This window comes from Azonexus sp. MM2026_4 (assembly GCF_055901855.1).
Map to the genome: position 1 here is coordinate 4,550,217 of NZ_CM148380.1, position 23,538 is coordinate 4,573,754.

General features: G+C 61.7%; 22 protein-coding genes and 3 pseudogenes. 24 read left to right on the forward strand and 1 reads right to left on the reverse strand.

Annotated features, from left to right (window positions below; translation table 11 throughout):
• Window positions 1–254 precede the first annotated feature (254 nt).
• From AC0KWY_RS21465 to AC0KWY_RS21505, 9 genes and pseudogenes are all read left to right on the forward strand, one after another.
• Entirely contained in the window at window positions 255–2,162 is a 1,908-nt protein-coding gene (locus AC0KWY_RS21465; protein WP_474027531.1) for an EAL domain-containing protein, read from the forward strand.
• The gene (locus AC0KWY_RS21470; RefSeq protein WP_474027532.1) at window positions 2,159–3,001 is read left to right on the forward strand and encodes a hypothetical protein; all 843 of its coding nucleotides are present in this window, start codon (window positions 2,159–2,161) and stop codon (window positions 2,999–3,001) included. Before AC0KWY_RS21465 ends, AC0KWY_RS21470 begins: the two co-directional genes overlap by 4 nt.
• Window positions 2,998–3,978: an AAA family ATPase gene (locus tag AC0KWY_RS21475; protein WP_474027533.1), complete on the forward strand. Its 981-nt coding sequence runs from the start codon at window positions 2,998–3,000 to the stop codon at window positions 3,976–3,978. The genes AC0KWY_RS21470 and AC0KWY_RS21475 overlap by 4 nt, the downstream gene beginning before the upstream one ends.
• A complete protein-coding gene (locus AC0KWY_RS21480; RefSeq protein WP_474027534.1) occupies window positions 3,920–6,829 on the forward strand; it encodes a formylglycine-generating enzyme family protein in 2,910 nt (969 codons plus the stop codon). The genes AC0KWY_RS21475 and AC0KWY_RS21480 overlap by 59 nt, the downstream gene beginning before the upstream one ends.
• An 11-nt stretch (window positions 6,830–6,840) precedes the next feature.
• Window positions 6,841–7,320 carry an HRDC domain-containing protein gene (locus tag AC0KWY_RS21485; RefSeq protein WP_474027535.1) on the forward strand — a complete coding sequence of 160 codons (480 nt, stop codon included), beginning with the start codon at window positions 6,841–6,843 and terminating at the stop codon, window positions 7,318–7,320.
• A 4-nt stretch (window positions 7,321–7,324) separates the two neighbouring features.
• Window positions 7,325–8,365, forward strand: a complete 1,041-nt coding sequence (locus tag AC0KWY_RS21490; protein ID WP_474027536.1) for a reverse transcriptase domain-containing protein — start codon at window positions 7,325–7,327, stop codon at window positions 8,363–8,365.
• Window positions 8,366–8,383: 18 nt separating this feature from the next.
• Window positions 8,384–8,719 (forward strand): hypothetical protein, encoded by a 336-nt coding sequence (locus tag AC0KWY_RS21495; RefSeq protein ID WP_474027537.1) that lies wholly within the window; start codon window positions 8,384–8,386, stop codon window positions 8,717–8,719.
• On the forward strand, window positions 8,664–9,485 hold the full coding sequence (locus AC0KWY_RS21500; RefSeq protein WP_474027538.1) for a formylglycine-generating enzyme family protein: 822 nt from the start codon (window positions 8,664–8,666) through the stop codon (window positions 9,483–9,485). The genes AC0KWY_RS21495 and AC0KWY_RS21500 overlap by 56 nt, the downstream gene beginning before the upstream one ends.
• A gap of 85 nt (window positions 9,486–9,570) precedes the next feature.
• Window positions 9,571–11,226 (forward strand): annotated as a pseudogene (locus AC0KWY_RS21505) (bifunctional aconitate hydratase 2/2-methylisocitrate dehydratase); the annotation flags it as partial.
• A gap of 185 nt (window positions 11,227–11,411) precedes the next feature.
• Here AC0KWY_RS21505 and AC0KWY_RS21510 read toward each other — a convergent pair.
• A complete protein-coding gene (locus AC0KWY_RS21510) occupies window positions 11,412–12,023 on the reverse strand; it encodes a hypothetical protein (RefSeq protein WP_474027539.1) in 612 nt (203 codons plus the stop codon).
• A 237-nt stretch (window positions 12,024–12,260) separates the two neighbouring features.
• Between AC0KWY_RS21510 and AC0KWY_RS21515 the strand changes: the two are divergent.
• The 15 genes and pseudogenes from AC0KWY_RS21515 to AC0KWY_RS21585 form a co-directional block, all read left to right on the forward strand.
• A pseudogene (locus AC0KWY_RS21515) lies at window positions 12,261–12,519 on the forward strand (transposase); the annotation flags it as partial.
• Window positions 12,520–12,804: 285 nt separating this feature from the next.
• Window positions 12,805–13,059: pseudogene (locus AC0KWY_RS21520) on the forward strand (IS3 family transposase); the annotation flags it as partial.
• 163 nt (window positions 13,060–13,222) lie between these two features.
• Window positions 13,223–13,750 carry a hypothetical protein gene (locus AC0KWY_RS21525; RefSeq protein WP_474027540.1) on the forward strand — a complete coding sequence of 176 codons (528 nt, stop codon included), beginning with the start codon at window positions 13,223–13,225 and terminating at the stop codon, window positions 13,748–13,750.
• Between the two features lie 61 nt (window positions 13,751–13,811).
• Entirely contained in the window at window positions 13,812–14,174 is a 363-nt protein-coding gene (locus AC0KWY_RS21530; RefSeq protein ID WP_474027541.1) for an STY0301 family protein, read from the forward strand.
• Between the two features lie 35 nt (window positions 14,175–14,209).
• Window positions 14,210–14,725, forward strand: coding sequence for a hypothetical protein (locus AC0KWY_RS21535; RefSeq protein WP_474027542.1), 516 nt, complete (start codon window positions 14,210–14,212; stop codon window positions 14,723–14,725).
• 507 nt (window positions 14,726–15,232) lie between these two features.
• Window positions 15,233–15,682, forward strand: a complete 450-nt coding sequence (locus AC0KWY_RS21540) for a hypothetical protein (protein WP_474027543.1) — start codon at window positions 15,233–15,235, stop codon at window positions 15,680–15,682.
• Complete coding sequence (locus AC0KWY_RS21545) at window positions 15,661–16,254, forward strand: hypothetical protein (RefSeq protein ID WP_474027544.1); 594 nt, start codon at window positions 15,661–15,663, stop codon at window positions 16,252–16,254. The genes AC0KWY_RS21540 and AC0KWY_RS21545 overlap by 22 nt, the downstream gene beginning before the upstream one ends.
• 217 nt (window positions 16,255–16,471) lie before the next feature.
• On the forward strand, window positions 16,472–17,626 hold the full coding sequence (locus AC0KWY_RS21550) for an FIST N-terminal domain-containing protein (protein ID WP_474027545.1): 1,155 nt from the start codon (window positions 16,472–16,474) through the stop codon (window positions 17,624–17,626).
• Complete coding sequence (locus AC0KWY_RS21555; protein ID WP_474027546.1) at window positions 17,619–18,716, forward strand: ATP-binding protein; 1,098 nt, start codon at window positions 17,619–17,621, stop codon at window positions 18,714–18,716. The genes AC0KWY_RS21550 and AC0KWY_RS21555 overlap by 8 nt, the downstream gene beginning before the upstream one ends.
• A gap of 74 nt (window positions 18,717–18,790) precedes the next feature.
• Entirely contained in the window at window positions 18,791–19,003 is a 213-nt protein-coding gene (locus tag AC0KWY_RS21560; protein ID WP_474027547.1) for a hypothetical protein, read from the forward strand.
• 46 nt (window positions 19,004–19,049) lie between these two features.
• Window positions 19,050–19,430: a hypothetical protein gene (locus AC0KWY_RS21565; protein WP_474027548.1), complete on the forward strand. Its 381-nt coding sequence runs from the start codon at window positions 19,050–19,052 to the stop codon at window positions 19,428–19,430.
• A 104-nt stretch (window positions 19,431–19,534) separates the two neighbouring features.
• Window positions 19,535–19,918, forward strand: coding sequence for a dihydroneopterin aldolase (locus tag AC0KWY_RS21570; RefSeq protein WP_474027549.1), 384 nt, complete (start codon window positions 19,535–19,537; stop codon window positions 19,916–19,918).
• Entirely contained in the window at window positions 19,897–20,433 is a 537-nt protein-coding gene (locus AC0KWY_RS21575) for a dihydrofolate reductase (RefSeq protein WP_474027550.1), read from the forward strand. Before AC0KWY_RS21570 ends, AC0KWY_RS21575 begins: the two co-directional genes overlap by 22 nt.
• 62 nt (window positions 20,434–20,495) lie before the next feature.
• A complete protein-coding gene (locus AC0KWY_RS21580) occupies window positions 20,496–22,742 on the forward strand; it encodes a putative bifunctional diguanylate cyclase/phosphodiesterase (RefSeq protein ID WP_474027551.1) in 2,247 nt (748 codons plus the stop codon).
• 80 nt (window positions 22,743–22,822) lie between these two features.
• On the forward strand, window positions 22,823–23,500 hold the full coding sequence (locus AC0KWY_RS21585) for a TetR/AcrR family transcriptional regulator (RefSeq protein WP_474027552.1): 678 nt from the start codon (window positions 22,823–22,825) through the stop codon (window positions 23,498–23,500).
• Window positions 23,501–23,538 lie beyond the last annotated feature (38 nt).

Genomic DNA, 23,538 nt, shown 5'->3' on the forward strand with positions numbered 1-23,538 from the left:
GTCCGTGGTCCTCCATTGTGGAAGACGCAGGATGCCGGGCGGGATGAGTTCGACCTTTAGGCTTAACTGGCGCCGGACAACAACTTTGATCAGCGTGCTTTCTGGTAAGTGCGGAAACAAGGCGGGCCACCGTCACCCGTCATTGCGCAGACGGTCGCCAGACCGGCCAGCCCCGGTCAGCCGTTGTCCCATCACAATCCGCACAGACACTGCTATCCTTCTGGCTCTCACCAACGGCATAACCGGGAGGCATTATGGCGGAGGCAGTCCGCTTTTCACAGGAATTGAAGTCCCTGCTCCAGAGCAGCACTGACACCCCTTGCCAGTGGGGCAAGCTCACCGACGCCGGTCGCCAATTACTCGCCAGCCTCAGTGTTGCCCTTGAACCCTTCGCCGCGCCGCAGCCTCCGGCATACACCACCAACAGCATCCATGGCTTTGAGATGCTGGCCCTTGGCCCCGGCGGCAAGCGTTATGGCAGCCTCGCCACCGAAGCCAGAAGCGCTGGCCTGCCCGATGGCCTGCTCGGCGTTGCCTTGTTTCGGGTCGGCCTGCTGACGGCGCGGCAACTCGTCGACCGCTGGTTTGAGCGGCAATTGGGACGCCATGGCAACGACACCCTGTTTACCTTCAACGTCGATTCCGCCATGCTGGCCCGGCCTCTGCTGGCCGAACTTCTCGACAGCACGCGCGCTCCCGGCCATCCCGTGCTGCTCGAAATCAGCGAAAACTGTCAGCCTTCAGACGTTCCAAAGATTCGCGAATTGCTTGACCAGCATGCCTGGCTCGGCATCGCCCTGGACGACTCCGATCAACTGCTCCACGACACTCGCCAACTACTGACTAATCGCGTCAAGCTCGTCAAAGCCGATGGCCGCCACGTCAAGCTGCTCTATAACAACCGGGATGCGAACGGCGGCATGGTTGGCAAACTGGCTGACCTACACCACCAAGGAGTGCCCTTTGTCGCCGAAGGTATCGAGACCGGTGCCATGAAGAACTACCTCTGCCGGCACTGGCGAGCAGCTTCCTCGGGTGAGCTTTGGCTGCAAGGCTGGCACATGCGGGTGTCCGACGACTGGGCGCAGTTGCTGGCACCACTCAGTGGCGGAGCAGACCCCAAGGGCTATTTTTTCCCAGAGGAAGCGGCGGGTGATTCGGTGCGGATTGTCGCTGGTGTTGCGCCGGACGCCCCGTTGAAAGATGACAAACCGGTGGGAAACGACAGCCAGGCCAAGGCGGCGGCGTTCCCCGCCGAAGCGGCGGTCGAACACGGTTCAGAAAAAACACCGTTGCAGCGTCAATCCGACCGTGATTTCGTCGCCCATGCCAGCGCCGAAATTGCTCGCATCCTGGCGACTTGCCTGCCCCTGAAAACGGCAATCGACCGGCATATTGCCGAAGAGAATCCGGAACCCCCAACCAATCTGGTCGCTCTGCTGGAAACCAGGCAGGTACTCGAAAGCGTGGTCAACGACTACCTGCGACCGCCCACCATCGCCTGCCTCGGCGGCTTGCCCCAGGATGGCAGCGACTTTGTCCAGCGCTGGACTGCTGCCCGTGCCGTGTTGGCCTGGCTAGCCGTACTCTCGGTCAAGGGCGATTGGGTCGAGGATTTCGTGCGCCGTAACGGCAGCTTTGCCGGTCTCCTGATTGATATTCCCGTTGAGACCGGCCTTGGCGTTGAAATCGTCAGCTCCCGCTACCGTCAGCAGGCTATTGCACTGCCCAAGGAGACAGGGCGCGCCGACTTGCACGGCGCAGATTGCTTCGATACACCCTTGATGCCGGAGAGCTACATTATGCAGAAGGAGCTGGATGCGCTGCTTCTGCATATCTGGAACCGAGTTTTTCCGGAGGAAAGTCGTAAAACGCTCTCCAGGCAAGACGTGCGGACCCTCGATGCAGCTCTTCTTGTACGTGCTATCAATCGGGAACAACACCACTACCTGGCTTTTTCGATGGATCGCGAATCTCCGCTGAGTCAGCCAGATTTCCTGACAATACTGCTGAAAACGTTACCAAATTTAAGCGTAATACGCATGACGGCGGCACACGGTGAAGGCCCGCTGCTGGTGGCGGATGAAACAAGATTGAAGGAATTCATTCGTTCTTTCCTCGAAATCCCGAAATTTCTGCGCGAAAAAGGGTTGTCAAAATGAAGCGCGATCCCGACCAGAGATTTGTCGGCAAAATACGAAATGAAGTCAATACCCTGCTAGACCGCTGCCCCTTGCTCAATAAGGAACTCGAAACCATCAGGAAGGAACGTCAGCATGCCTCCGGCCTGTTCGACGCTGTGGGCAAGGTAAAACAACTAGAGGGCGTGGTAAACCAGATTCTGCGTCCCGCAACGCTGGAGTGTCTGCGCAAATTCACTGCCGGTAGGGAGTTTGATCGATATTGGGATTGTGCTCGGGGCGTGTTGGCCTGGCTATGCGTACTCGCTGTAAAGCCCGAGTGGGTAGATGAAGTCGAAAAATCCGGTGGTGAATGTCTTGAATTCCAGATTGAAACCGGCCTGGGCCTGCAGATCCTCAGCGCCCGCTTTCAGCAGACACGGGTGACGCTGCCGTCGCAAAGAAATGGAGGCACCGATTTTCCCTGCGAACATGTGTTCGGTGCCCCGATTACCGGCTCCAGCTACAACGTATTAGCCGAGGTGGACAAACTGTTGCTCGACATTTGGCGGCGCGTCTTTCCCGACGACTCTCGCGCCAAGCTCTCCGCCAAGGACGAGCAAACTCTCGATGCAGTACTGGAGGTCCGCCGAGTCAACAAGACCCACAACCATTTCCTGCCCTTCTCGCCGGACCAAAGCACCCCTCTCAATGACCGCCAGTTTGTCGACTTGCTGCTGAAAAAGCTGCCCCATCTGGTCATCATCCGTCTCAAGACCCCAGCAGGTATCTGTCCCCTGCTGGCGGCGAGCGAAGCCGGTCTACTGGCAACCATCATTTCCTTTCTCGATATTCCTTCCGAACTGAGCCAAACCCCATGACTCTCAACTTTACCATCCCCCCCATTGGCAACACTGAAGTTGTCACGCTTCCCGCTCAAGGGTCATGGCCGGAAGCTGTCCATCAGTTTGACGAGCATTCTGCCCTGGCTGTACGCGCCGCTCTGGCCGCCCAGCGGCCCTTGCTGATTCGGGGCGAGCCGGGTGTGGGCAAGAGTCAGTTGGCGCGAGCTGCGGCGGTCAAGCTCGGCTGGGTGTTGCTGTCCGAGGTAGTTCATGCACGTAGCGAAAGCCAGGACTTGCAGTGGCGTTACGACGCAGTAGGGCGTTTCGGTGATGCCCAGGCCATTGGTGCTGCCAAGTTCGACATGGCGGCGGCACGGGCCGAATTGGCTCAGAGCCATTACGTCAGCCCCGGCCCGCTCTGGTGGGCTTTCGACTGGGATTCGGCGCAGGCGCAACATGACCAAGCCACCAAACAGTTTTCCCCGCCATCACTGCTGCCGGGCCAGACGCGACCAACTGGCTGCGTGGTGCTCATCGACGAAATCGACAAGGCTGAAGCCGAATTGCCCAATGGTCTGCTCGAAACCATGGGCAATGGCGGCTTTGCCGTACCCTGGTTGGATCAGGCCGTGCGTAGTCGTGCCGACATGCCGCCGCCGCTGGTCATCATCACCACCAACGAAGAGCGGGAACTTCCGGCGGCCTTCGTGCGCCGCTGCCTGGTGCTGCAACTGCCCCAGCCCGACAAAGACCGGCTGATCGAGCGCGGCCGGCTGCATTTTGCCGACGCCTGCTCCGCGGAGGTCTACACCAAGGCTGCCGAGCAACTGCTGGCCGACCGCGTCGAGCATGAGCGGCGAGGACTCCCTCAGCCGGGGCAGGCGGAATACCTCGACACGCTGCGTGTGCTGACCCAGCTTTGGCCGAACGACCATGCGGCCCAACTCGCCAATCTTGAGCGCATCGGTCAATTCACCTTCCACAAACATCCGCTGGCCGATGACGCCTATTAAGGCTCCCCAGGCCGGTCGCGCCGACCTCCTGCGCCTGTTGAAGCAGCTTGGCGAGGATGACCTTGCGCGCGCCGCGCCGCTCCTCGGCTACCACCGTCTTCCCGGTAAAATCCGGGAAGAATTGCCGTCGGCAGCCCCAACGCCCACGCTGCCGCGCGTTGAAGTCCTGCCCGACTTCAAACCAATAGAAGCGCCGGGCATCACGTACTGGGCGCTCAGCAAGCGCGAAACCCTGCCCGCGCAAGCCGCCGCAGTTGCCCCCCCGGGCTGGTACGTTGACGCCAAGCCTGATCCGGACGCCCCGGTCTGGCAGGCCATGTATGAAGACCGCGCGCCGGAAGAATGGCAAATGCCGACCTGGCAGCCTCTGCTGTCCTGGTCCCGCCTTGGTCCCTGGTTGCGTCGCCGCCTGGGCGATAGCCGGCCCGGCCGCGAACCGGACGTCGCCCGTTTGCTGCGCTTCGTCACAGCCGGCCATCCTTTGCGCCGGATACCCATGATCCAGCGCTATGGCTGGGCGCCGCGAATCAACATTCTTCTCGGCCACGCCAGCCATCTGAGCGCCTACCGGGAAGACATCAACTTCGTCTGGCGGCGCTTGCTGCGCGAGCGGGGACGCGCCAGCCTGGCGGTAGACGTGGTTGAAAGCCCGGCTGAGGAGGGGCAACTCCGGGTTCGCGGCGCAGGCGAACGTCATGGCAGGCTGCGCCGCTGGCACATGCCGGCACCCGGCAACCCGCTGCTGATCCTGGGCGACCTCGGCATGCTTGCCCTTGAACCCGACGTCCAAAACGGCTGGCTTCACCTTGGTCGTCGCTTGGCGGCAGCGGGCGTGCCGGCTTTGGCCCTCTGCCCCGTTCCTGCCGCGCGCATGCCGGCAGTGCTGGCACGCGCCTGGGCAATACATGAATGGGCGCCCGGCGCACGCCTCAGCCATCCCGTTCGACCCGGCAGCGAGGTGGCTGCCATGGAAACGTCGGGCGTCGAAGCCTTGCGTGCCCACATTGCCCCACTATTGAAAGTCGAGCCGGGATTGCTGCGTGCCCTGCGTCAACGCCTCGGCCTGCACCCCGTGGCCGAGGCCGATCTGCGCCGCCATCCGGAAATCCGCAACGACGGCGTCAATCTCGCCTGGATCGGCGCCGCCGACGATGCCGCGCGCGCGCGGGCCTTTGCCGCCTTGCCGCTGGCCGAGCAGCAGCGCGTGGTCCGGCTTATCGATGTCTACCACGGCGGCACACCCTCCCTGGCCATGACCGAGCGTGGTCTGGTTGCCCATTACCTGCGTGATTTGCCTGAGGCGCAGCAACTCGCCGTGCTCGACCAAACCGCGCGTCAGTCGCTGGCGGACTACCGCGCCCGCCTTGTACGTTTCAGCCACGAAAGTGCGGGCGGTTTCCTGCGCGATTACTGGCTGCCGGATCATCTGGGGCGGCAGGGGGGCGAGGTGCTTGCCGGCTCTCGCGAACTGCAGGCGCTCTGGGCCATCAGTCGCAGCAAGGAGTGGCAGAAAGGCAGACTCGAACTCCCCGACTGGTTGCCGCAGAATGCCGACCTGCGTTTCTTTCTCGAAACCGAGAACCTGCCGTCGCGCCCCTGTCTGCTCGTTCAGCGCGGCGACCGGCTTTATCTCGACCAGCAGCCGAAAACCCTGGCACAGGGCTGTGCGTTGGCAGTGACCACCCTCCAGGGCGGCTTGGTCCGCCTTGATGTCAGCGGTGCCACCCCGAGCAGCCAGGCGCTCTCTGTTGCCAGCCTGCCGCTCGACTTGGGGCTCCTGCCCGCCGACAGCGGCACCGCCTTTGTTGACCTGGGGGGCGAACGTTTGTGGCTGGAAACCCTGCGCCCCGCCTGGGCGGAAACTATGAGCCGTGATGCGGATGGCTTGTTTGCGGAGGTTTCCTGGCTGGGCCGGCGCCACCGCCTTCGTCACCTTGAAAACCAGGCTGGCAGCAAGATGCTTTGGACAGGGGAAGGAGAGATTGGCGAGGACGATCATGGCCTGTGGGCGGATTTCACCGTAGAAACCGGCTACGGTAGTGCCACCCAGCGTCTCTGCTGGATTCCTCCTGGTCATTTCCTGATGGGTTCGCCTGAGAGTGAACGAGAGCGAAGGAGCGACGAAGGCCCGCAGCACGAAGTGACGCTGACGCGGGGTTACTGGCTGGCGGAGACGGCATGTACGCAGGCTTTATGGCGGGTGGTGATGGGTACAGAGCCGAGCCGTTTCAAGGGAGATGAGTTGCCGGTGGAGCAGGTGAGTTGGGACGAAGTGCAGGGATTTCTCGGGCGGCTGGAGGAACTGCTGCCGGGAATGGAGGCGGGTTTGCCGACGGAAGCGGAATGGGAATACGCGTGCCGGGCGGGGACGCCGACGCCGTTCAGTTTTGGCGAGACGATCACCACCGGGCAGGCGAACTACGACGGCAACTTTCCCTACGACGATGGTGAAAAAGGGGAATACCGGGAGAAGACGGTCCCCGTTAAAAGTTTTGAGCCGAATGCCTGGGGTCTGTACCAGATGCACGGGAATGTGTGGGAGTGGTGTGCGGATGGGATGCGAAAGTACGATGGAGCGGCGCAGGTGAACCCGGCGGAGCCGGTCGATGAAGGGGCGCACCGCGCCGTGCGCGGCGGTTCCTGGTTCCTCCACGCCTGGTGGCTGTGCTCGGCTTCCCGCTACGGCTACGCACCCGGCCGGCGCAGCCGCGACCTGGGTTTCCGGCTTGTCCTGAGGTCCATCGAGCCAGGTCAGGCAAGGCCCGGAGGGCCGTTGGGGTTGGCGCGGGACGCGCCGGGGTTAAAGAAGACGCGCGCGGAGCGCGCGCCGCGCAAAAAAGGACGCGCTTGACGGCCATGTCCATGCATTTTTTTGCCATTCCCGCGCTCAACCCGGCCACCGCTCAGGACGAACTCAACCGCTTTTGCAATGCGCACCGGGTGGTGTCGGTAGAGCGCCAGTTGGTGGCGGCAGGGGCGGAGTCCTTTTGGGCGGTGTGCGTAACCCTTGCTCCTGGTTCCGGCCCTCTGCCGGATGTGCTCAAGGCATCCGAGCAACGCGGGGCAGGGCGCGGCAAGGTCGACTACCGTGAAGTGCTCGACGACGCCGATTTCGCCCGCTACGCGGATTTGCGGGCCTGGCGCAAATCGGCAGCGGAGCGGGAAGGCGTTCCCGTCTATGCCGTCTTCAGCAACGAACAGTTGGCCGAAATCGTTCGACAACGTGTTGACTCAGCGACGGCGCTTGCCGCCATCGAAGGCATCGGGCCGGCACGGGTGGAGCGTTACGGCGTGGCGGTACTGGAGCGGCTGCGTCAGTTTTCGCCACCAGCGGGAGCATAGATCTGTGCAGCGCGACGCCATTGCCCTGGAAGACATCGCCGCCCGTGACAACCTGCTGCTTGCGGTCTGGAAAGCCGCGCGCGGCAAGCGGCAGCGTCCCGCTGTCGTGCGCTTTCTGGCCGACCTCGATGGGCGTCTGGCCGGGCTGGCTGAAGACATCCTGAGCGGGCGCGCTCCTTGCGGACGAGGGCGCCGTTTTGCCATTCGCGACCCCAAACCGCGCCTCATCACCGCCGCCTGTTTTACCGACCGGGTATTGCACCATGCCATCCTCAACCTGGCCGAGCCGCGTTTCGAGCGCATGCTGGTAGATAGTTGCTACGCCTGCCGGCCCGGCAAGGGCATCCATGCCGCCGTCGCTCATGCGCAGCGCCAATTGCAACGCTGGCCGTGGTTCGTCCAGGTGGATGTGGATGGCTACTTTCCTGCGGTCGACCACGCCAGGCTCAAGGATTTGCTGGCCAGCCGTTTCAAGGGGCGCGGCTTTCTCGATCTGCTCGGACGCATCATCGACGGCGGCGCCGTCGTGCCGGGGCGCGGGCTGCCCATCGGCTCGCTGACTTCGCAGCATTTCGCCAATGCCTACCTGGATGCCGGCGACCGCCGCCTGCTGCAACACCCGGCGGTACGCGCCCATGTGCGCTACATGGACGACATCGTCTGGTGGTGCCCGTCCCGCGCCGCCGCCGAGGAAACGCTCGCCGATCTGGCGGATTTCCTTGCTCGGGAACGGGCCTTGTGCCTCAAGCCGACGGCGCGCCTTGGCGAATCCCGGCATGGTCTGCGCTATTGCGGGTTTCGGGTGCGTCCGGGGGGCGTGTTCGCCAGCTCCAGGAAGCTTTCCCGTTACCGGGCCGGGAGCCAGCGTATCGCCGAGGCGTTGAGCCAGCAGCAGGTCGATGAGGCCACCGCGCAGCGCGCTCAGGATGGTCTGCTGGCGACGCTGGCCGGTTCCCGGACACTGGGCTTTCGGCAACGTCTGCACGCGCTTGGCAACGATGGCGAAGCCGTTTACCCTCCGCTTCCAGGAGGGCGGCCAAGATGAAGGCGGGCGCACCGCGCCGTGCGCGGCGGTTCCTGGATCAACAACGCCAGGAGGCTGTGCTCGGCTTACCGCAACGACAACGCACCCGGCAAGCGCAACAACAACCTGGGTTTCCGGCTTGTCCTGAGCTCGATGAATACCGTGTGGAAGCACGGTCCATGGACCAGGCCCGCCCTCCCGTTCGCCATGGCCTGTGCCGTGGCGGCAAACTGCAAGGCGCCCGGCGTGCTGGTAGCGGCGGTGGCGGATGCCCCGTGGCGAAGGCTCGCCGGGTGGCCGACTTTTTTGGCTGGCTGTCATGATCTGTTTGCCCAACCCTTTTCCGCCTTGTTTTGCCAATGCCTGGGGAGATGACCGTTACGGTTTATGGTCCTCCTTTACGCTGGAGACCGGGCAGGGGCGCGCCAGCCAGGTAATGCGCTGGATTGAGCCGGGGCAGTTTTGGATGGGGGCGCCAGAGAGTGAACGAGAGCGAAGGAGCGACGAAGGCCCGCAGCACGAAGTGACGCTGAGGCGGGGTTACTGGCTGGCGGAGACGGCGTGCACGCAGGCCTTGTGGCAGGCGGTGATGGGGACAGAGCCGAGCCATTTCAAGGGAGATGAGTTGCCGGTGGAGCAGGTGAGTTGGGACGAAGTGCAGGGATTTCTCGGGCGGCTGGAGGAACTGCTGCCGGGAATGGAGGCGGGTTTGCCGACGGAAGCGGAATGGGAATACGCGTGCCGGGCGGGGACGGCGACGGCCTACCATTTTGGCGATGACATCGACCGGGAAAAAGCGAACTACAGTGGGATTGAGAAGCTCAGCGAAGGGACGGTGGCGGTGAAAAGTTTTGAGCCGAATGCCTGGGGTCTGTACCAGATGCACGGGAATGTGTGGGAGTGGTGTGCGGATGGGATGCGAAAGTACGATGGAGCGGCGCAGGTGAACCCGGCGGAGCCGGTCAATGAAGGGGCGTACCGCGCCGTGCGCGGCGGCTCCTGGGTCGGCGACGCCGGGTGGCTGCGCTCGGCTATCCGCCGCGGCTACGCGCCCGGCATGCGCAGCTACTCCCTGGGTTTCCGGCTTGTCCTGAGGTCCATCGAGCCAGGTCAGGCAAGGCCCGGAGGGCCGTTGGGGTAGGCGTGGGACGCGCCGGGGTTGAAAGCTTGGCGTCCTGATTGCCTACGTCGGCGACGTGGTCGGCACCGGTTCTTCACGCAACTCCGCCACCAAGAACGATGCCGTGATCGCCGAATCGCAACTGAAGACCCTGGTGATCCTCGACGAAGTCCGCGCTGGCGGCCGTATCCCTCTGATCATCGGTCGTGGCCTGACCACCAAGGCGCGTGAATTCCTCGGCCTGCCGCAATCGACGCTGTTCCGCCTGCCGCAAAACCCGGCCGACGACGGCAAGGGTTACTCGCTGGCCCAGAAGATGGTCGGCAAGGCCTGTGGCGTGACCGGCATCCTGCCGGGCACCTACTGCGAGCCGAAGATGACCACCGTGGGTTCGCAAGACACCACCGGCCCGATGACCCGCGACGAACTGAAAGACCTGGCCTGCCTCGGCTTTTCTGCCGATCTGGTCATGCAGTCCTTCTGCCACACCGCAGCTTATCCGAAGCTGGTCAACGTGCGCATGCACCGCGAACTGCCGTCCTTCATCAGCACCCGTGGCGGCGTCTCGCTGCGTCCGGGCGACGGCGTCATCCACTCCTGGCTGAACCGCCTGCTGCTGCCGGATACCGTTGGTACCGGCGGTGACTCGCACACCCGTTTCCCGATCGGCATCTCCTTCCCGGCCGGTTCCGGTCTGGTCGCCTTTGCTGCCGCCACCGGCGTCATGCCGCTGGACATGCCGGAATCCGTGCTGGTCCGCTTCAAGGGCGAAATGCAACCGGGCATCACGCTGCGTGATCTGGTCAACGCCATTCCGCTGTACGCCATCAAGGCCGGTCTGCTGACCGTCGAGAAGAAGGGCAAGATCAACGTCTTCTCGGGTCGCATCCTGGAAATCGAAGGCCTGCCGAACCTTAAGGTCGAACAAGCTTTCGAGCTGTCCGACGCTGCCGCCGAGCGTTCCGCTGCCGCCTGTGCCGTCGCCCTGAACAAGGAACCGATGGTCGAGTACATGCGTTCGAACATCACCCTGATGAAGTGGATGATTGCCGAAGGCTACGCCGATGCCCGCACCCTGAAGCGCCGCATCAACGCCATGGAAGACTGGATCGCCAACGGCACGCTGCTCAAGGCCGACGCCAACGCCCAGTACGCCGCGGTCATCGAAATCGACCTGGCCGAAGTCACCGAGCCGATCCTGGCCTGCCCGAACCGGGGTTGCCAACAGCGGGACGACGTCAAGCTGCTGTCCGAAGTCGCCGGCGCCAAGATCGACGAAGTCGAGTGTTGGTAAATGAGCGGCTCCTGCATGACCAACATCGGCCACTTCCGTGCTGCCGGCAAGGTCCTCGAAGGCAAGTCCGACATCCCGACCCGTCTGTGGATCGCCCCGCCGACCAAGATGGATGCGCTGATCCTGACCGAAGAAGGCTACTACGGCGTCCTCGGCAAGTCCGGCGCGCGCATGGAAATGCCGGGCTGCTCGCTGTGTATGGGTAACCAGGCACAGATCCGCAAGGGCTCCACCGCGATCTCCACCTCCACCCGCAACTTCCCGAACCGCCTCGGCATCGACACCCAGGTGTACCTCGGTTCCGCCGAACTGGCCGCCATGTGCGCGCTGGCCGGCCGCATCGTGACCGTTGCGGAATACATGGAGCAGATCAAGCTGGTGAACGCCAAGGCCGGTGAAGTCTATCGCTACATGAACTTCGACCAGATTCCGGAGTTTGTGGAACAGGCGGCTACGGTCGAGATGTAAGTTGCGAAAATCGACCGGTTTTGCCGGTCAACCGTAGGAAATTGAAAAGCCCCCGTCGGCTCAGTGGCAACTGAGCGGCGGGGGCTTTTTATACTCGATCGGGCCATCATGTCGCCGGCGCCGTGAGCCTTTTTTCAAAAGAGTGATGTCGCCTGAGCAAGCCGCATTTCAGCTTGGCTTTTGATTCAAGCTTGCATCACCTCGTCATGTGTTGGCATGTTGTACCTCGTCGAGGGGGCAACCATGTCGGACTTTCCAACCAAAGTGCGATATGAATCAGGCAGACTCTTGTCGAAGGCTTGAAGGTTCGACAATATCTGCTCGTCAGATAGTCCTGTCGCTTTTCCTTCCTTATAAATTTCGACTCTTTGCCTGGTTACCTCCAGCAGCATCTTTTGGTATTTGTCGGCAACAGATCCACTGAGTTTTTCACCGGTCGATTTGACAACAAAAGGATAGGATCGTCCGTCAATATCCAAGCCATCGGGACGGTAGACGTTGTATTCCAGACGAGAGACTCCCTCTGGCAGTCCCATTGCCTCGCCATCGCCAAATGAAAAATAATCCAGTGCGGCCATAGGCATCCCGGCATTCGAAGTATTGTTGCTGTTCTGTACCGCATTGTTCAAAGCGGTTTCGCCTGACGCAGGGGCGGATGTCTTATCTGCACCGCTCTTCTGCGCGTTGCTCAATGTTTCCGCAAATGACAACGCAGTTGGATTGCCCGAAGTCGTCATGCGTGAATTCATCAATTCATTCAAGAGTTTCGAACTATTGGTGTTGATGCTCAAGGTCATGCTTGTTCTCCCTGCACGGTTGGAATTCAGCTTCTTGCAGCGATTCGCAGCAAGTTACAGGCCATATCCCTAAAGTATCTGCTTGAGCTCCCAGCAAGGAAGCTTCAGTGAAATTGTCGATAGATCCAATTGCCGCAGCTGGCAGTTTTTGCCGGTGCCGCATACCTGCGACACCCCTCGGCCTGCTCTGGCGCCTACCCTGCGCAATCTGCCAGGAACAAGGAACCGATCGTCGAGTGGCGCCAGCGCCCGCCCTCAGTGCGCAAGCAAGAAAATCTCCGGCTGGAAACCGAAATCAAGGCGGCACATCAGCGGACGCGCGAGACCTACGGGCCGAAGCGCCTGCAATCCGACCTAGCCGATCATGGCATCCAGGCGAGCGTCTATCGCATCAAGCGGATTCGCACGCGACTCGGATTACTGCAAGCAGAAGCGCAAATACAAGGCGACGACGAATTCGAGCCATGCGCTACCGCTGGCGCCCAATCTTCTGGATTCGGATCGCGGCTGCTAGGGCGTGTTCACAGTAATCTGCGGGACGGCGTTTGGCGTGGCGGGATGGGCGCCAAGGCGCGAGGCGCTGGGAATGGTTGTTCCATTCCCGAGCCGAGCAACGCTGGCGACCGCCCGCCACGCCAAACCCGAAGGGCAAGGGGTTGGCGGGGCGCATTGCCGCGTTGCCGCTCGCTTGTGCAGATCACTGCACGGCGCGACCGGCGCCTTGCACTGCCTCCCCGCCAACCCCTTGCGCCGCCCGCTGCTTACTGTGAACACGCCCTAGTACTGCTCCCATGCTTATCGGAAGCAACTGCAACAGTTTGGCATGCAGGCCTCCATGAGCCGCAAGGGAGATTGCTGGGACAACGCGCCGGTGGAGAGTTTCTGGGGGCTGAAAAACGAGCTGGTGCATCACCGTCGCTTTGCCACAAGAGACCAGGCCAAGCGCGAAATCACCGAGTACATCGAGATCTTCCACAACCGCATTTGCAAGCAGGCGCGACTGGGCTATCTCTCGCCTGCCGCTTTCAGTCAGTAGTATTATGCAAAACAGATTGCCGCTTAACCCGTTGGGCTCTACGGTTGACGGCCTACCTCAAGCGCCGCCAGGTGGTTTCCGGTGCACCCCCAATGTAAAGAGGATTGCAATGAGTACAGTTTTTCTGCGCCGCGCTTTTGTTCGGAGTCTCCAGGCGAAGGACATGAAGAGGTTCTGCTTGCTTGCGCCGCTGCTATGGTTTCTCATTCTGGTTCCACCCTTTGCTTGTGCATGCAATCTTCTGCCTGTCGTCATTGAGCCGGCGGCGGTGGAACCCACCGATACCTATGTCGGCAAGACCGCGCAACTTGAACTGCACTTTCACAACGAAGAGATGAGCGGCGCAGTCAACGTCTTCCCCGAGCCGCCGCTGCTCGTGAAGCAATTGCAGACCCAGACCGAGTGCGCAATCAACGATGGCGGAGTCTGGGTACGCCAGCACGTGTATACCGGTGCGGAGGGGCGTATGCTTGTCACCCACGAATACAGTGGCTCGAGTGGCGAGCTGAACTTTTACGACCCGCGAACGTGCAAGAAACGGGCGTCGGTTGATGTGTCAAACTCGAAGTGGGTCATTGATGGCAACAGTATCCTGATAACTCCGACCACGCCGCCAAAGCGGCCCGTGCGCATTAAACTTGATGCAACCTGCCGGCCCATGGGGTATCACCGTTCATTGGTTCGACATTGAGCATTGCTCTTCCAGAAGACCATTCCCGCCGCTTCCTCACTCGCTTTGTTAGTTCAATATCATGCAGCCAGGTAACTTGATTTTCGTAGCACTGTTGACGCTTGCCAGTGCCGCACACGCAACCGCCAAGTCAGACACGTACTCATGCCCAAAACTGGCTAACCAGAAAGGTCAGTTGGAGCGGGCCTTGGGCATTGCTCTCTTTAGCGGCCCGCCTTCCGAGCTGGCGCAATTGAAGCCGGATAACGACGAAGATGATACCGGGCCGGCATTCTGGACCGTGGGCCCTTCGGAATACGACTACTGGTATGTGTGCGTCTATAAAAGCCGAGGCGCCAAGCTTGAATTCAAACTTCCGAAAGCTTATACCCGCTGTACGAACACGGGGGCCGGCAAGGTCTGGGACAAGCTGAAGTGCAAGTAGCCAAGGTTCCGTGCTTCCAGTTCTCGGCAGTTCCAATGAATCAGAGCGATTTTGTTATCTCGAAAATGAAAATTCAGCTTCGGCGAATTATGAATATCGGTAAAGGCGCAATGAACTATCTCGCCCTTGTTCTGGTGATACTGGCACCTGCCGCCTTTGCGGAACCAGCAGGCACGCGGTATTACTGCAATCGTTTGTCCTTCGATAACGAGGTACCGGCCGGACTCTCTGGTAGCTACGACATTATCGGTAAGGACGCAGCCACCGGTAACACCTACGCCGGCACTCTCCAAGTGAACCCCGGCAAGAACTCGTACCTTTTGACTCGAACCGTCCGGGGCCACACGCTGAAAGGCGAAGCGTGGATGGAAAGTTGCGGCCCAGACCAGGTCCAGCACTTGATGGTCAGATATGAATCAAAAGCACGCGCCATCGAAATCGCTTGTTACCTTGTCGGGGACGGAGATAATTTCATTCGAGCCAGCTGCGCAACAGCCGACGGGCGGGGGTTTGAGGCCTGGTATCAAAGACACGATGTCTCTGCACCGTAATCTCGCTTCCCGCTTCCCTGTCGCCTTCTCACCATCTCATTGCACTTCACAACTGAACCCCCAGCCAATCTGGCCAGTCGATGACCTTCGTCTGTACCCGAGTACTTCGTCGAGGCGTCGATGTCGCCGGTTCCCCGCGCCATGACAGCCGATTGACTTGGGGTTCCGCTCGACTACCATCCCCATGGCAATCGCCTTCCCGGCGGTTCAGTCCAACGAGGTTTATCCGCCGACATGATTCCCTGCCTACCTCTACCGCTTCGGCGGATAAACGCTATTTGTTGCCAACGAGGGACACTTGGTTATTGGCGGGCTGACCAAGAGTGAAATGAAGTAGAAGGACAAGGGGGGCATGAGCACGCCGCCTCAATGGGGCACGTCGTCATCGTGGCTTCAGGAGGACCATCCAGGCCCGGAACGGTAAAGTTGGCGGACGGAAGCGAGCAAGCAAGGCACAGACCCAGGTGGATCTTGTTTTCCCCTCCGCATTGTTGAAGGAAGTTGTCTATGCGTATCTCAAAGTGCCTCGCATTTGGGCATCTCGGCCTTGTTGCCGGCGCCATCCTTTTATCTGCGCCAGCCTTGTGCGAAGCAGCGGGCACTCCGTGCAAGTTTCATGAACTGCCGAGGACATCCGAAGCGTCTCCGTATGTATATGCCTCACCGGACTCGGCCTGGGTTGTTAGCGTTGATGAACTGAAAGGGCTGGTGGTTGTTAAGAACCAGCAAGCAGCGAACGAGTGCAAAATTGCAATCGAGGCGGTGCGTCGCGTCTATGCCGGGGAAAAGTTGTTGGCACTACGTGCGCTTGAAGTTGCAAGTGACGACATATTTTTCTTCGATGCCATGACTTGCAAAGAGGTCGGCTCGCCAGTGCATCTCGGGGTGTCTGCGGCAAGTGGTGTCACAGAAAAAAAGCTTAGGCGGCAAGGTTTGTGTTCAGCCTCTCGGCCATAGCAGTGCTCAGACGTTGGCTGGATTGCATCCTGCGTCGGGCCGGCCTGTTGTTTCTCGCCGGCGCGCTGGTCTGCGCCCCGGCTCTCACAAGCGCGGCCGAACGCCCCAAGGCGCAGCGCTCCGCCGCGGTTCCACAGGGCTTCGGCGATTTTCCGGTGGCGCACGAGTCGGGGCCAGTGCTCCATGCCAAGAGGCTCATCCTGGCTTCCCGCCTGGCGCGGCGCTACCGCACGGTGATCACCGATGCGGCAAAGCAGGAAGCAGATTTCGCCGGCCATTTTCGTGTCGCCCGCTGGGGTTGTGGAACGGATTGCCATGGCTTCGCCATCATCGATCTGATCAGCGGCAGGACCTACACCTTGCCGGGGATGAAATACGTTGCGGGCGTGATGGGGAACGGTGAAGAGCGCATCGACTATCGCCTCGATAGCCGTTTGTTCATCATCACCGGGGCGCTCGATGACGAGCGCGAGGGAAAGTATTTCTATGAATGGACCGGGCAGGCATTGCGCCTCCTTTTCACGGGCCCCGTGGATAAGGAATACATGTCGGATGCCGCGGCCGGAGAATAAGCCGTGTTGATCCAGACCAGGTATGACTCGTCGTTTGTGGAACGCGGGATTATCGCTGTATGACGTTCGGTTTTATTGTGGCGGTTCATTTTTTTCAGGTGTGCGTTTTTTGCCCAGGAAACGGCGAGTGAAAATGATGTCAGCAAAGATATATTTGACGTTTTTGTTGTTTTAGAAGAATATTGACGTTAAATTCTATGCTTCGCGAGGAAAGGCAATGACAAAGCAACGACCCCTACGCATTGGACAGTCGCTGGCGATGGAGGCCGCGGTCGCCGTCCATGAACTGCAGGCGCAACTGGCCGGAGAACCGCCGGCGCTGGTCATTTTCTTCTGTTCGGCGAGCTATGACCTCGACCTGCTGGCTGCCGAAATCAACCGCAGTTTTGCCGGGATTCCGGTGATCGGCTGCACCGCTGCTGGCATCATCGGTCCGCAGGGTTACGGTGAGAGCGGGGTTTCTGGGGTGGCCTTCGCCGCCGAGGATTTCACCGTCGAATGCGGCGCCTTCGACAGGCTGCAGGAGTTCGACGACGATATCGGGCGCGAACGGGCGCTCGAAGTGATGCTGCGTCTGCGCGAGCGCCTGGAAACGCCGCCGGGCAGCGGTTATTTCGGTTTGTCGCTGATCGATGGCTTGTCGATGCGCGAGGAGCAGGTGGCGATGGCGTTGCAGGACGGCCTGGGCGGCATCCATGTGATCGGCGCCTCGGCCGGCGACGACTTGCGCTTCGAGCGTACGCGGGTATTCCACAATGGCCGCTTTCATGACGATGCGGCGGTCTTTGCCGTGCTGGCGACGCACTTGCCTTTCCTCCCGCTGCGTACCCAGCATTTCGTGGCCGATGGCGAAAGCCTGGTCGTTACCGAGGTCGACAGCGAGCGCCGGATGGTCAGGGAGATCAACGGTCTGCCGGCGGCCGACGAATATGCGCGGCTGATCGGCGTGAAGCCGTCGCAACTGACGCCGGTCAGGTTCGCCGCCCGGCCGGTGGTGGTCAAGATCGACGGTCAGGACTACGTGCGCTCGATCCGCAGCGCCAATCGCGACGGCAGCCTAACCTTCTACTGTGCGCTCGATGAAGGGGTCGTGCTGCGCGTCGCCCGTGGCGAGAATCTGGTCGGCAAGTTGGCCGACGCGCTGCAGGCGGTGCAGGCGGAGATCGGCTCGGTGACCGGGATGCTGCTCTGCGATTGCGTGCTGCGCGGGCTGGAGATTGCCCGTGCCGGTCAGCAGGACGAAGTGGCGGCGCTGCTGCGTGCGCATTCGGCGGTTGGTCTCAGTACTTATGGCGAACAATGCGATGGTGTGCACATCAACCAGACCTTGACCGGGATTGCCATCGGCGAGCGGGAGGCGGGCGATGAGTGAACGTCATCCGGCGCTCGGTGAAGCCGCGTTGCAGGCCGAGGTCGACCGTCTGAACAAGGTGGTCAAGGCCTTGCTGCACCGTGTCGAGCGGGAGTCCGGAGTGCGCCGCAGTCATTACGGGGTATTCCGCGATTCTGTGGCGCTCGAAAGCCAGGTGCGGCGGCGTACCGCCGAGCTGGAAAGCGCCCTGCGCGAGAACGAACGGATCAACCGGGATTTGACCCGCGAGCGCGAGGAGCAGCGCCTGCTGATCAGGAAACTCGAGGAAGCGCACAACCAGTTGCTGCAATCGGAGAAGCTGGCGTCGATCGGCCAGTTGGCGGCCGGCGTCGCGCACGAAGTCAATAACCCGATCGGTTTTGTCAGCTCCAACCTTGGCGCCCTCAAGGCCTATGTCGAGGACCTGCTGGCGGTGCTCGATGCCTATCAGGCGGTCGGCGACGAGTTGTCGCCGGCATCGCGTGAGCGTCTTGCCGCAATTCGGCAGCGCGTCGATATCGACTACCTGCGCCGCGACATCGCCGATCTGATCGCCGAGTCGATCGATGGTACCCAGCGGGTGCGCAAGATCGTCCAGGATCTGCGCGATTTTTCGCGCAACGGTGACGCCGAATGGCAGCTTGCGGATATTCATGCCGGTCTCGAGAGCACGCTCAACGTGGTCTGGAACGAACTCAAGTACAAGGCCGATGTGGTGCGCGATTTCGGCGAACTGCCGGAAATCGAATGTCTGCCATCGCAATTGAACCAGGTTTTCCTCAACCTGCTGGTCAATGCGGCGCAGTCCATCGTCGATCATGGTCGGATCACCATCCGCACCCGCTACCTCGGCGATTGCATCAGCATCGCGGTGGCCGATACCGGTTCCGGCATTCCAGCGGAGATCTGCGATCGTATCTTCGATCCCTTTTTTACTACCAAGCCGGTGGGAAAAGGAACCGGTCTCGGTCTGTCGGTGACTTACGGCATCGTCGACCGTCACGGGGGACGCATCGAGGTCGACAGTGAGCCCGGACGGGGAAGCGTGTTTACGGTCTTCCTGCCGTTGCGGCAGGAACCCGGCAATGACAAAGGTAATGTCTGTTTTTAAACGGGAATTTTCGCTGGCGAACGGCTGTAAATGGTGTAAAGTGAGTTCGTGGCAGTAATTTTCAGGAGAAGATCATGGAAATGGCATCCGTAGGCGCTTCCGGCGCATATGCCAGTACCGCCGCCCAGTCGGCGCGTCCGCAGCCGGCGCCGGAGCAGCAGCAGGTCGAACAGCGTCAGCAGCAGTTGCGGCCGGAGCAACAGGTTCAGCAGGTTGAAGAAGCGGCCCGTCCGGTGGTCAATGCCCAGGGTCAGGAGACCGGCAGGCTGATCAACACCACGGCCTGATATCAAAGGTTGCCGCAGCCGGCAGGCTTGCGGCGGGGAGAAAAAGATGATCTCCGGTGCACAGGGCAGTGCATCAAGCGTGATGAGCCAGTTGCAGATGCAGCAGGCGCAACGCGGTGCCGAACAGGCGGAGCAAAAGGCGCGCGCCTTGCAGGCGCAGGCGAGGACGGCCCAGACCGAAGCCGATCGGGCCCAGAAAAATGCCAGCCGCTTGCAAGGCAGTTCTTCGCAGGCCAGTAACGATGCCGCCAGCGCGCGGCGCAATCTGTCCTCGATGGAAGCCTTCGGCGGTGTCAGCGCCAGTCTGGCGGATTTAAGCACGCAGATTGCCGCCGTCCTGGCGCCGCCCGAAGCGCCTGCGGCAAGCGCTGCCTTCATCAACAGCGAAGGGCAGGCGACCGGTACACTGGTTAATGTCACCGCCTGAGCTTTCCGTCGCCCCCCGATGGCGCCTGCGGGCGCCTTTTTTGTGCGCATTTGCCGGCGCTCTGGTATTTTTCGTTTCCCCCCGACTTTGCAAGGACTCTCATCGTGCTCGCCAATCACTGGTGTGCCTCGGTCGATGCGACGATACAGTTGCGCACCGGGTGCAATCCGCTGGAAAAACACGGCCCGCAGGCCGTCGTCGTGCATGCCGACGCCTGGGCGCCGGTCAACGCCATCGCCGATCCCCACGACATCCGCGAGGTTGTCGACTATGAAGTCATCTACCTGGCGATCTTGCGCCTCGAGGAAAACAGCCATTGCGAGTGCCTGGAATCGAGCATCCTGGAGGTCATGGATGCGATCTTCTCGATTCCCGTGGTGACGTCGGCGCTGGTCTCGATGCACAAGCCGCATGTCTACAACGGGCGGGCGATGCCGGCCATCACCCTGACGCTGAGTCGCGAGCAATGGCTGAAGGCGCGGGGGTGATCGCCGCCATCGGCGCCGTTGCTGCCAACGGCATGCTCGGCCTGGACAACTGGCTGCCCTGGGATATTCCCGAGGAACTTGCCTATTTCGAACGGACCGTTGCCGGGGCGGCGCTGGTCGTCGGTCGCGCCACCTACGAATCGATGGCCGAGGTGCCAACCGATACCTTCGTCCTCAGCCGCGATCCCGCTTTCGCGCCGCGGCCCGGCTGTTACCGGGTAGGCTCGGTCGAGGAGGGGTTGCGCCGGGCGCTGGCGACCGGCAAGCCGGTGTTCGTGATCGGTGGCGCTTCTGTCTATGCGGCGGCGTGGCCTTATTGCCGCCATTTTCATCTGACCCGTATAGCGCGGGATTTTGCTGGCGACGTACGTTTCCCCGACGAGATTCCGCTGGCCGACTGGCGCTTGATCTCCGAACGTGGCGAGCGCTATGTCGAGCGCAAGTCGGGCGAGTTGGTCGACTGCCGTTTTCTGGTGTTCGAGCAGCCGCAACCCCGGCCGCTGCCGCTTTCCTGATTGATGTTTGGGCGTCAAGTGCGCAAAATGGCGCAAAGAATCAGACAAAGGGACCGCATGTCATGAGCGGGCGCCAGAACATCAAGCCGGGAAGGGGCTATGCGCTGTTGGCGATGGCATTGTTCGTCAGCGGCCTGCTTTCCATGCATCTCGATTATTTTGTTGCCTGGCTGCTGGTGGTCGCCGGGTTGGCCGTCGTCGCCTGGATGCTGTGGAGCCGGCAGCGCAATAACCAGCGAGTGATCGCCGAGTTGCGGCAGGGGCGTCAACAATTGCGCGAGGCGCAGCGGCTGGCGCAGATCGGTAGCTGGGAACTCGATATCCCGAGCGGCCGCCTGACCTGGTCGGAAGAGCTCTACCGGATTTTCGGCATCGACCCGCAGGCGGGGCCGGGCGACTATCAGCGTTTCCTGCAGATGGTCCCGGCCGACGACCGCGAACGCGTCGATCACGCTTATCGTGCCTCGTTCAGGGATCGCCAGCCGCACGAGGTCGAACATCGCCTGCTCAGTGGCAGTGGTCAGATCAAGCAGATCCGTTCGCGCTGGGAAACCCACTTCGATGCCCTGGGCAATCCGTTGCGGACCATCGGCACCGCCCAGGACATCACCGACCTGCGCCGCATGGAATCGCAGATGCAGTTGCTGGGGACGGCTTTCCACCATAGCGGCGAAGCGATCCTGATCAGCGATCAGGATAATCGGATTGTCACCGTCAACCCGGCGTTTACGACCTTGACCGGCTACGCGCTGGCCGACGTGGTCGGCAAAAATCCCAACATGCTCTCGGCCGGCCGGACCTCGCCCGAGGAGTACGAGCGGATGTGGGCGTCGATCAAGCAGAAGGGCTACTGGCAGGGCGAGGTCTGGGACCGGCGCAAGGATGGCGGCGTCTATCCGAAATGGCTGTCGATCTCGGTGATGCGTGACGATGCCGGCGAAATCCGCTACTACATCGCCCATTTCACCGATGTCTCCGCCGAGCGTGCCGCCGAGGCGCGCATCCATCACATGGCGCACCACGACATGCTGACCGGGCTGGCCAACCGTTTCAGCCTGAAGGAGCGGCTCGAACATGCGCTGGCCGTGGCGCGCCGGGAGAGCTCGCGGGTCGCGCTGCTGTTCATCGACCTCGATCGTTTCAAGGTGATCAACGACACCCTGGGTCACCACATTGGCGACGAACTGCTGATCCTGGTCAGTCAGCGCCTGCGCGGCGCGGTGCGCGACAGCGACCTGGTCGCCCGTCTGGGCGGTGACGAATTCGTCGTCATGGCCAGCGGCGTCGAGCAGATGAGTTCGGTGGCGACGGTCGCCGAGAAGCTGGTCAAGGTGGTCGGCGAACCCTATGCGATCGGCCCGCACACGCTGTACACAACGCCGAGTATCGGCATTGCCGTCTATCCGATGGACGGCGGGAGTGGCGAGGCGCTGATGAAGAACGCCGACGCCGCGATGTACCACGCCAAGGCGGCCGGGCGGAACAACTTCCAGTTCTTCGACGCGCGAATGAACGAAGCGGCGATCGAACGCCTGAACATCGAACACGCGCTGCACCAGGCGCTGGAGCGCGAGGAATTCGTTCTCTACTACCAGCCGGTGATCGACCTGCAGAGCGGCAAGGTATCCAGCGTCGAGGCGTTGATCCGCTGGCGGCATCCGGAACGCGGCCTGGTCGCGCCTGGTCTCTTCATCGGCGTCGCCGAGGAAACCGGCCTGATCCAGCCGATCGGCGACTGGGTGGTATGGACCGCCTGCCGGCAACTGGCGGCATTCCGCGCGGCGGGCATCACCGACGTCAGGATGGCGATCAACATCTCGGCGATCCAGATGCGCAACAGCAGCTTGCCGGTCATCGCGCGCGGCGTCATCGATGCCTACTCGCTGGCGCCCGGTGATCTCGTGTTCGAGATCACCGAATCGGTGGCGATGGAGCAGCCTGACGAAACCGTCCGTGTCCTCGATGTCCTGCGCAACATGGGGGTGACGCTGGCGCTCGACGACTTCGGCACCGGCTATTCCTCGCTCAGCTACCTGCGCATGTTCGCGCTCGACAAGCTCAAGCTCGACCGTTCCTTCGTCGAGGGCATCGGCGAGGATATCGACGGCCAGGTCATCTGCGACGCAACGATCGGCCTCGCCCACGCCCTGGGCCTGACGCTGGTCGCCGAAGGCGTCGAGACCGAGGCCCAGCTCGACTACCTGCGGGCGCGCGGCTGCGACCTGGTGCAGGGCTATCTGTTCAGTCGGCCGTTGCCGGCACCCGAGGTGGAAGCTTTCATCCGCCAGCGTAACGGCCTGCCCGGCTGAGCCCTGGACGAGAAAACGCTTGCCAAGGCGGGCGGCTTTTCCTATGATTCAAACGAACGTATGAATCATAGGAAGCAAGAATGGCTGAAGTTCGCAATGTCGATACCCGGGAACGCATCCTCGATGCCGCCGAGCGCCTGTTCATGGCCCATGGCTACGACGGTACCTCGATGCGGCAGATCACCGGCGAAGCCGGCGTAAACCTGGCGGCGGTCAATTACCACTTCGGCTCCAAGGAAGCGCTGATCCGTGAGGTCTTTCGGCGCCGCCTCGACTGGCTGAACGAGGAGCGCATGTGCGTCCTCGACCGTCTCGAAGCCGAAGCCGGCGAGCAGCCGGTCAAGCCGTCGCTGATCGTCGATGCCTTTTTCGGCACCCTGCTGCGCATGGCTGACGACGAAGCGCGCGGCGGCATGACCTTCCTGCGCCTGCTCGGGCGGACGCTGACCGAGCCCTCCGAGTTCATCCGTGCCTTTCTCGCCCACGAATACAAGGCGGTGATGGACCGCTTCAAGGAGGCGCTGTTCCGTGCCCTGCCGGAAGTGCCGAAGGCCGAGATCGTCTGGCGTTTCCATTTCATGCTCGGCGCCACTTCCTACGCCATCGCCGGGACCGACGCGCTGCGTCTGGTCACCGACTGGCAGATCGAGGAAGAAGACTCGGTCGACCGCCTCGATCGCCTGGTGCCGCGCCTGATGTCCTTCCTCATCGGCGGCCTGCGCGCGCCGCTGCCGCATTTCGATCCGCCGGGCCAGTAAGCTGGCGGCCATACCTAAAACAAAATAAGGAGACACGC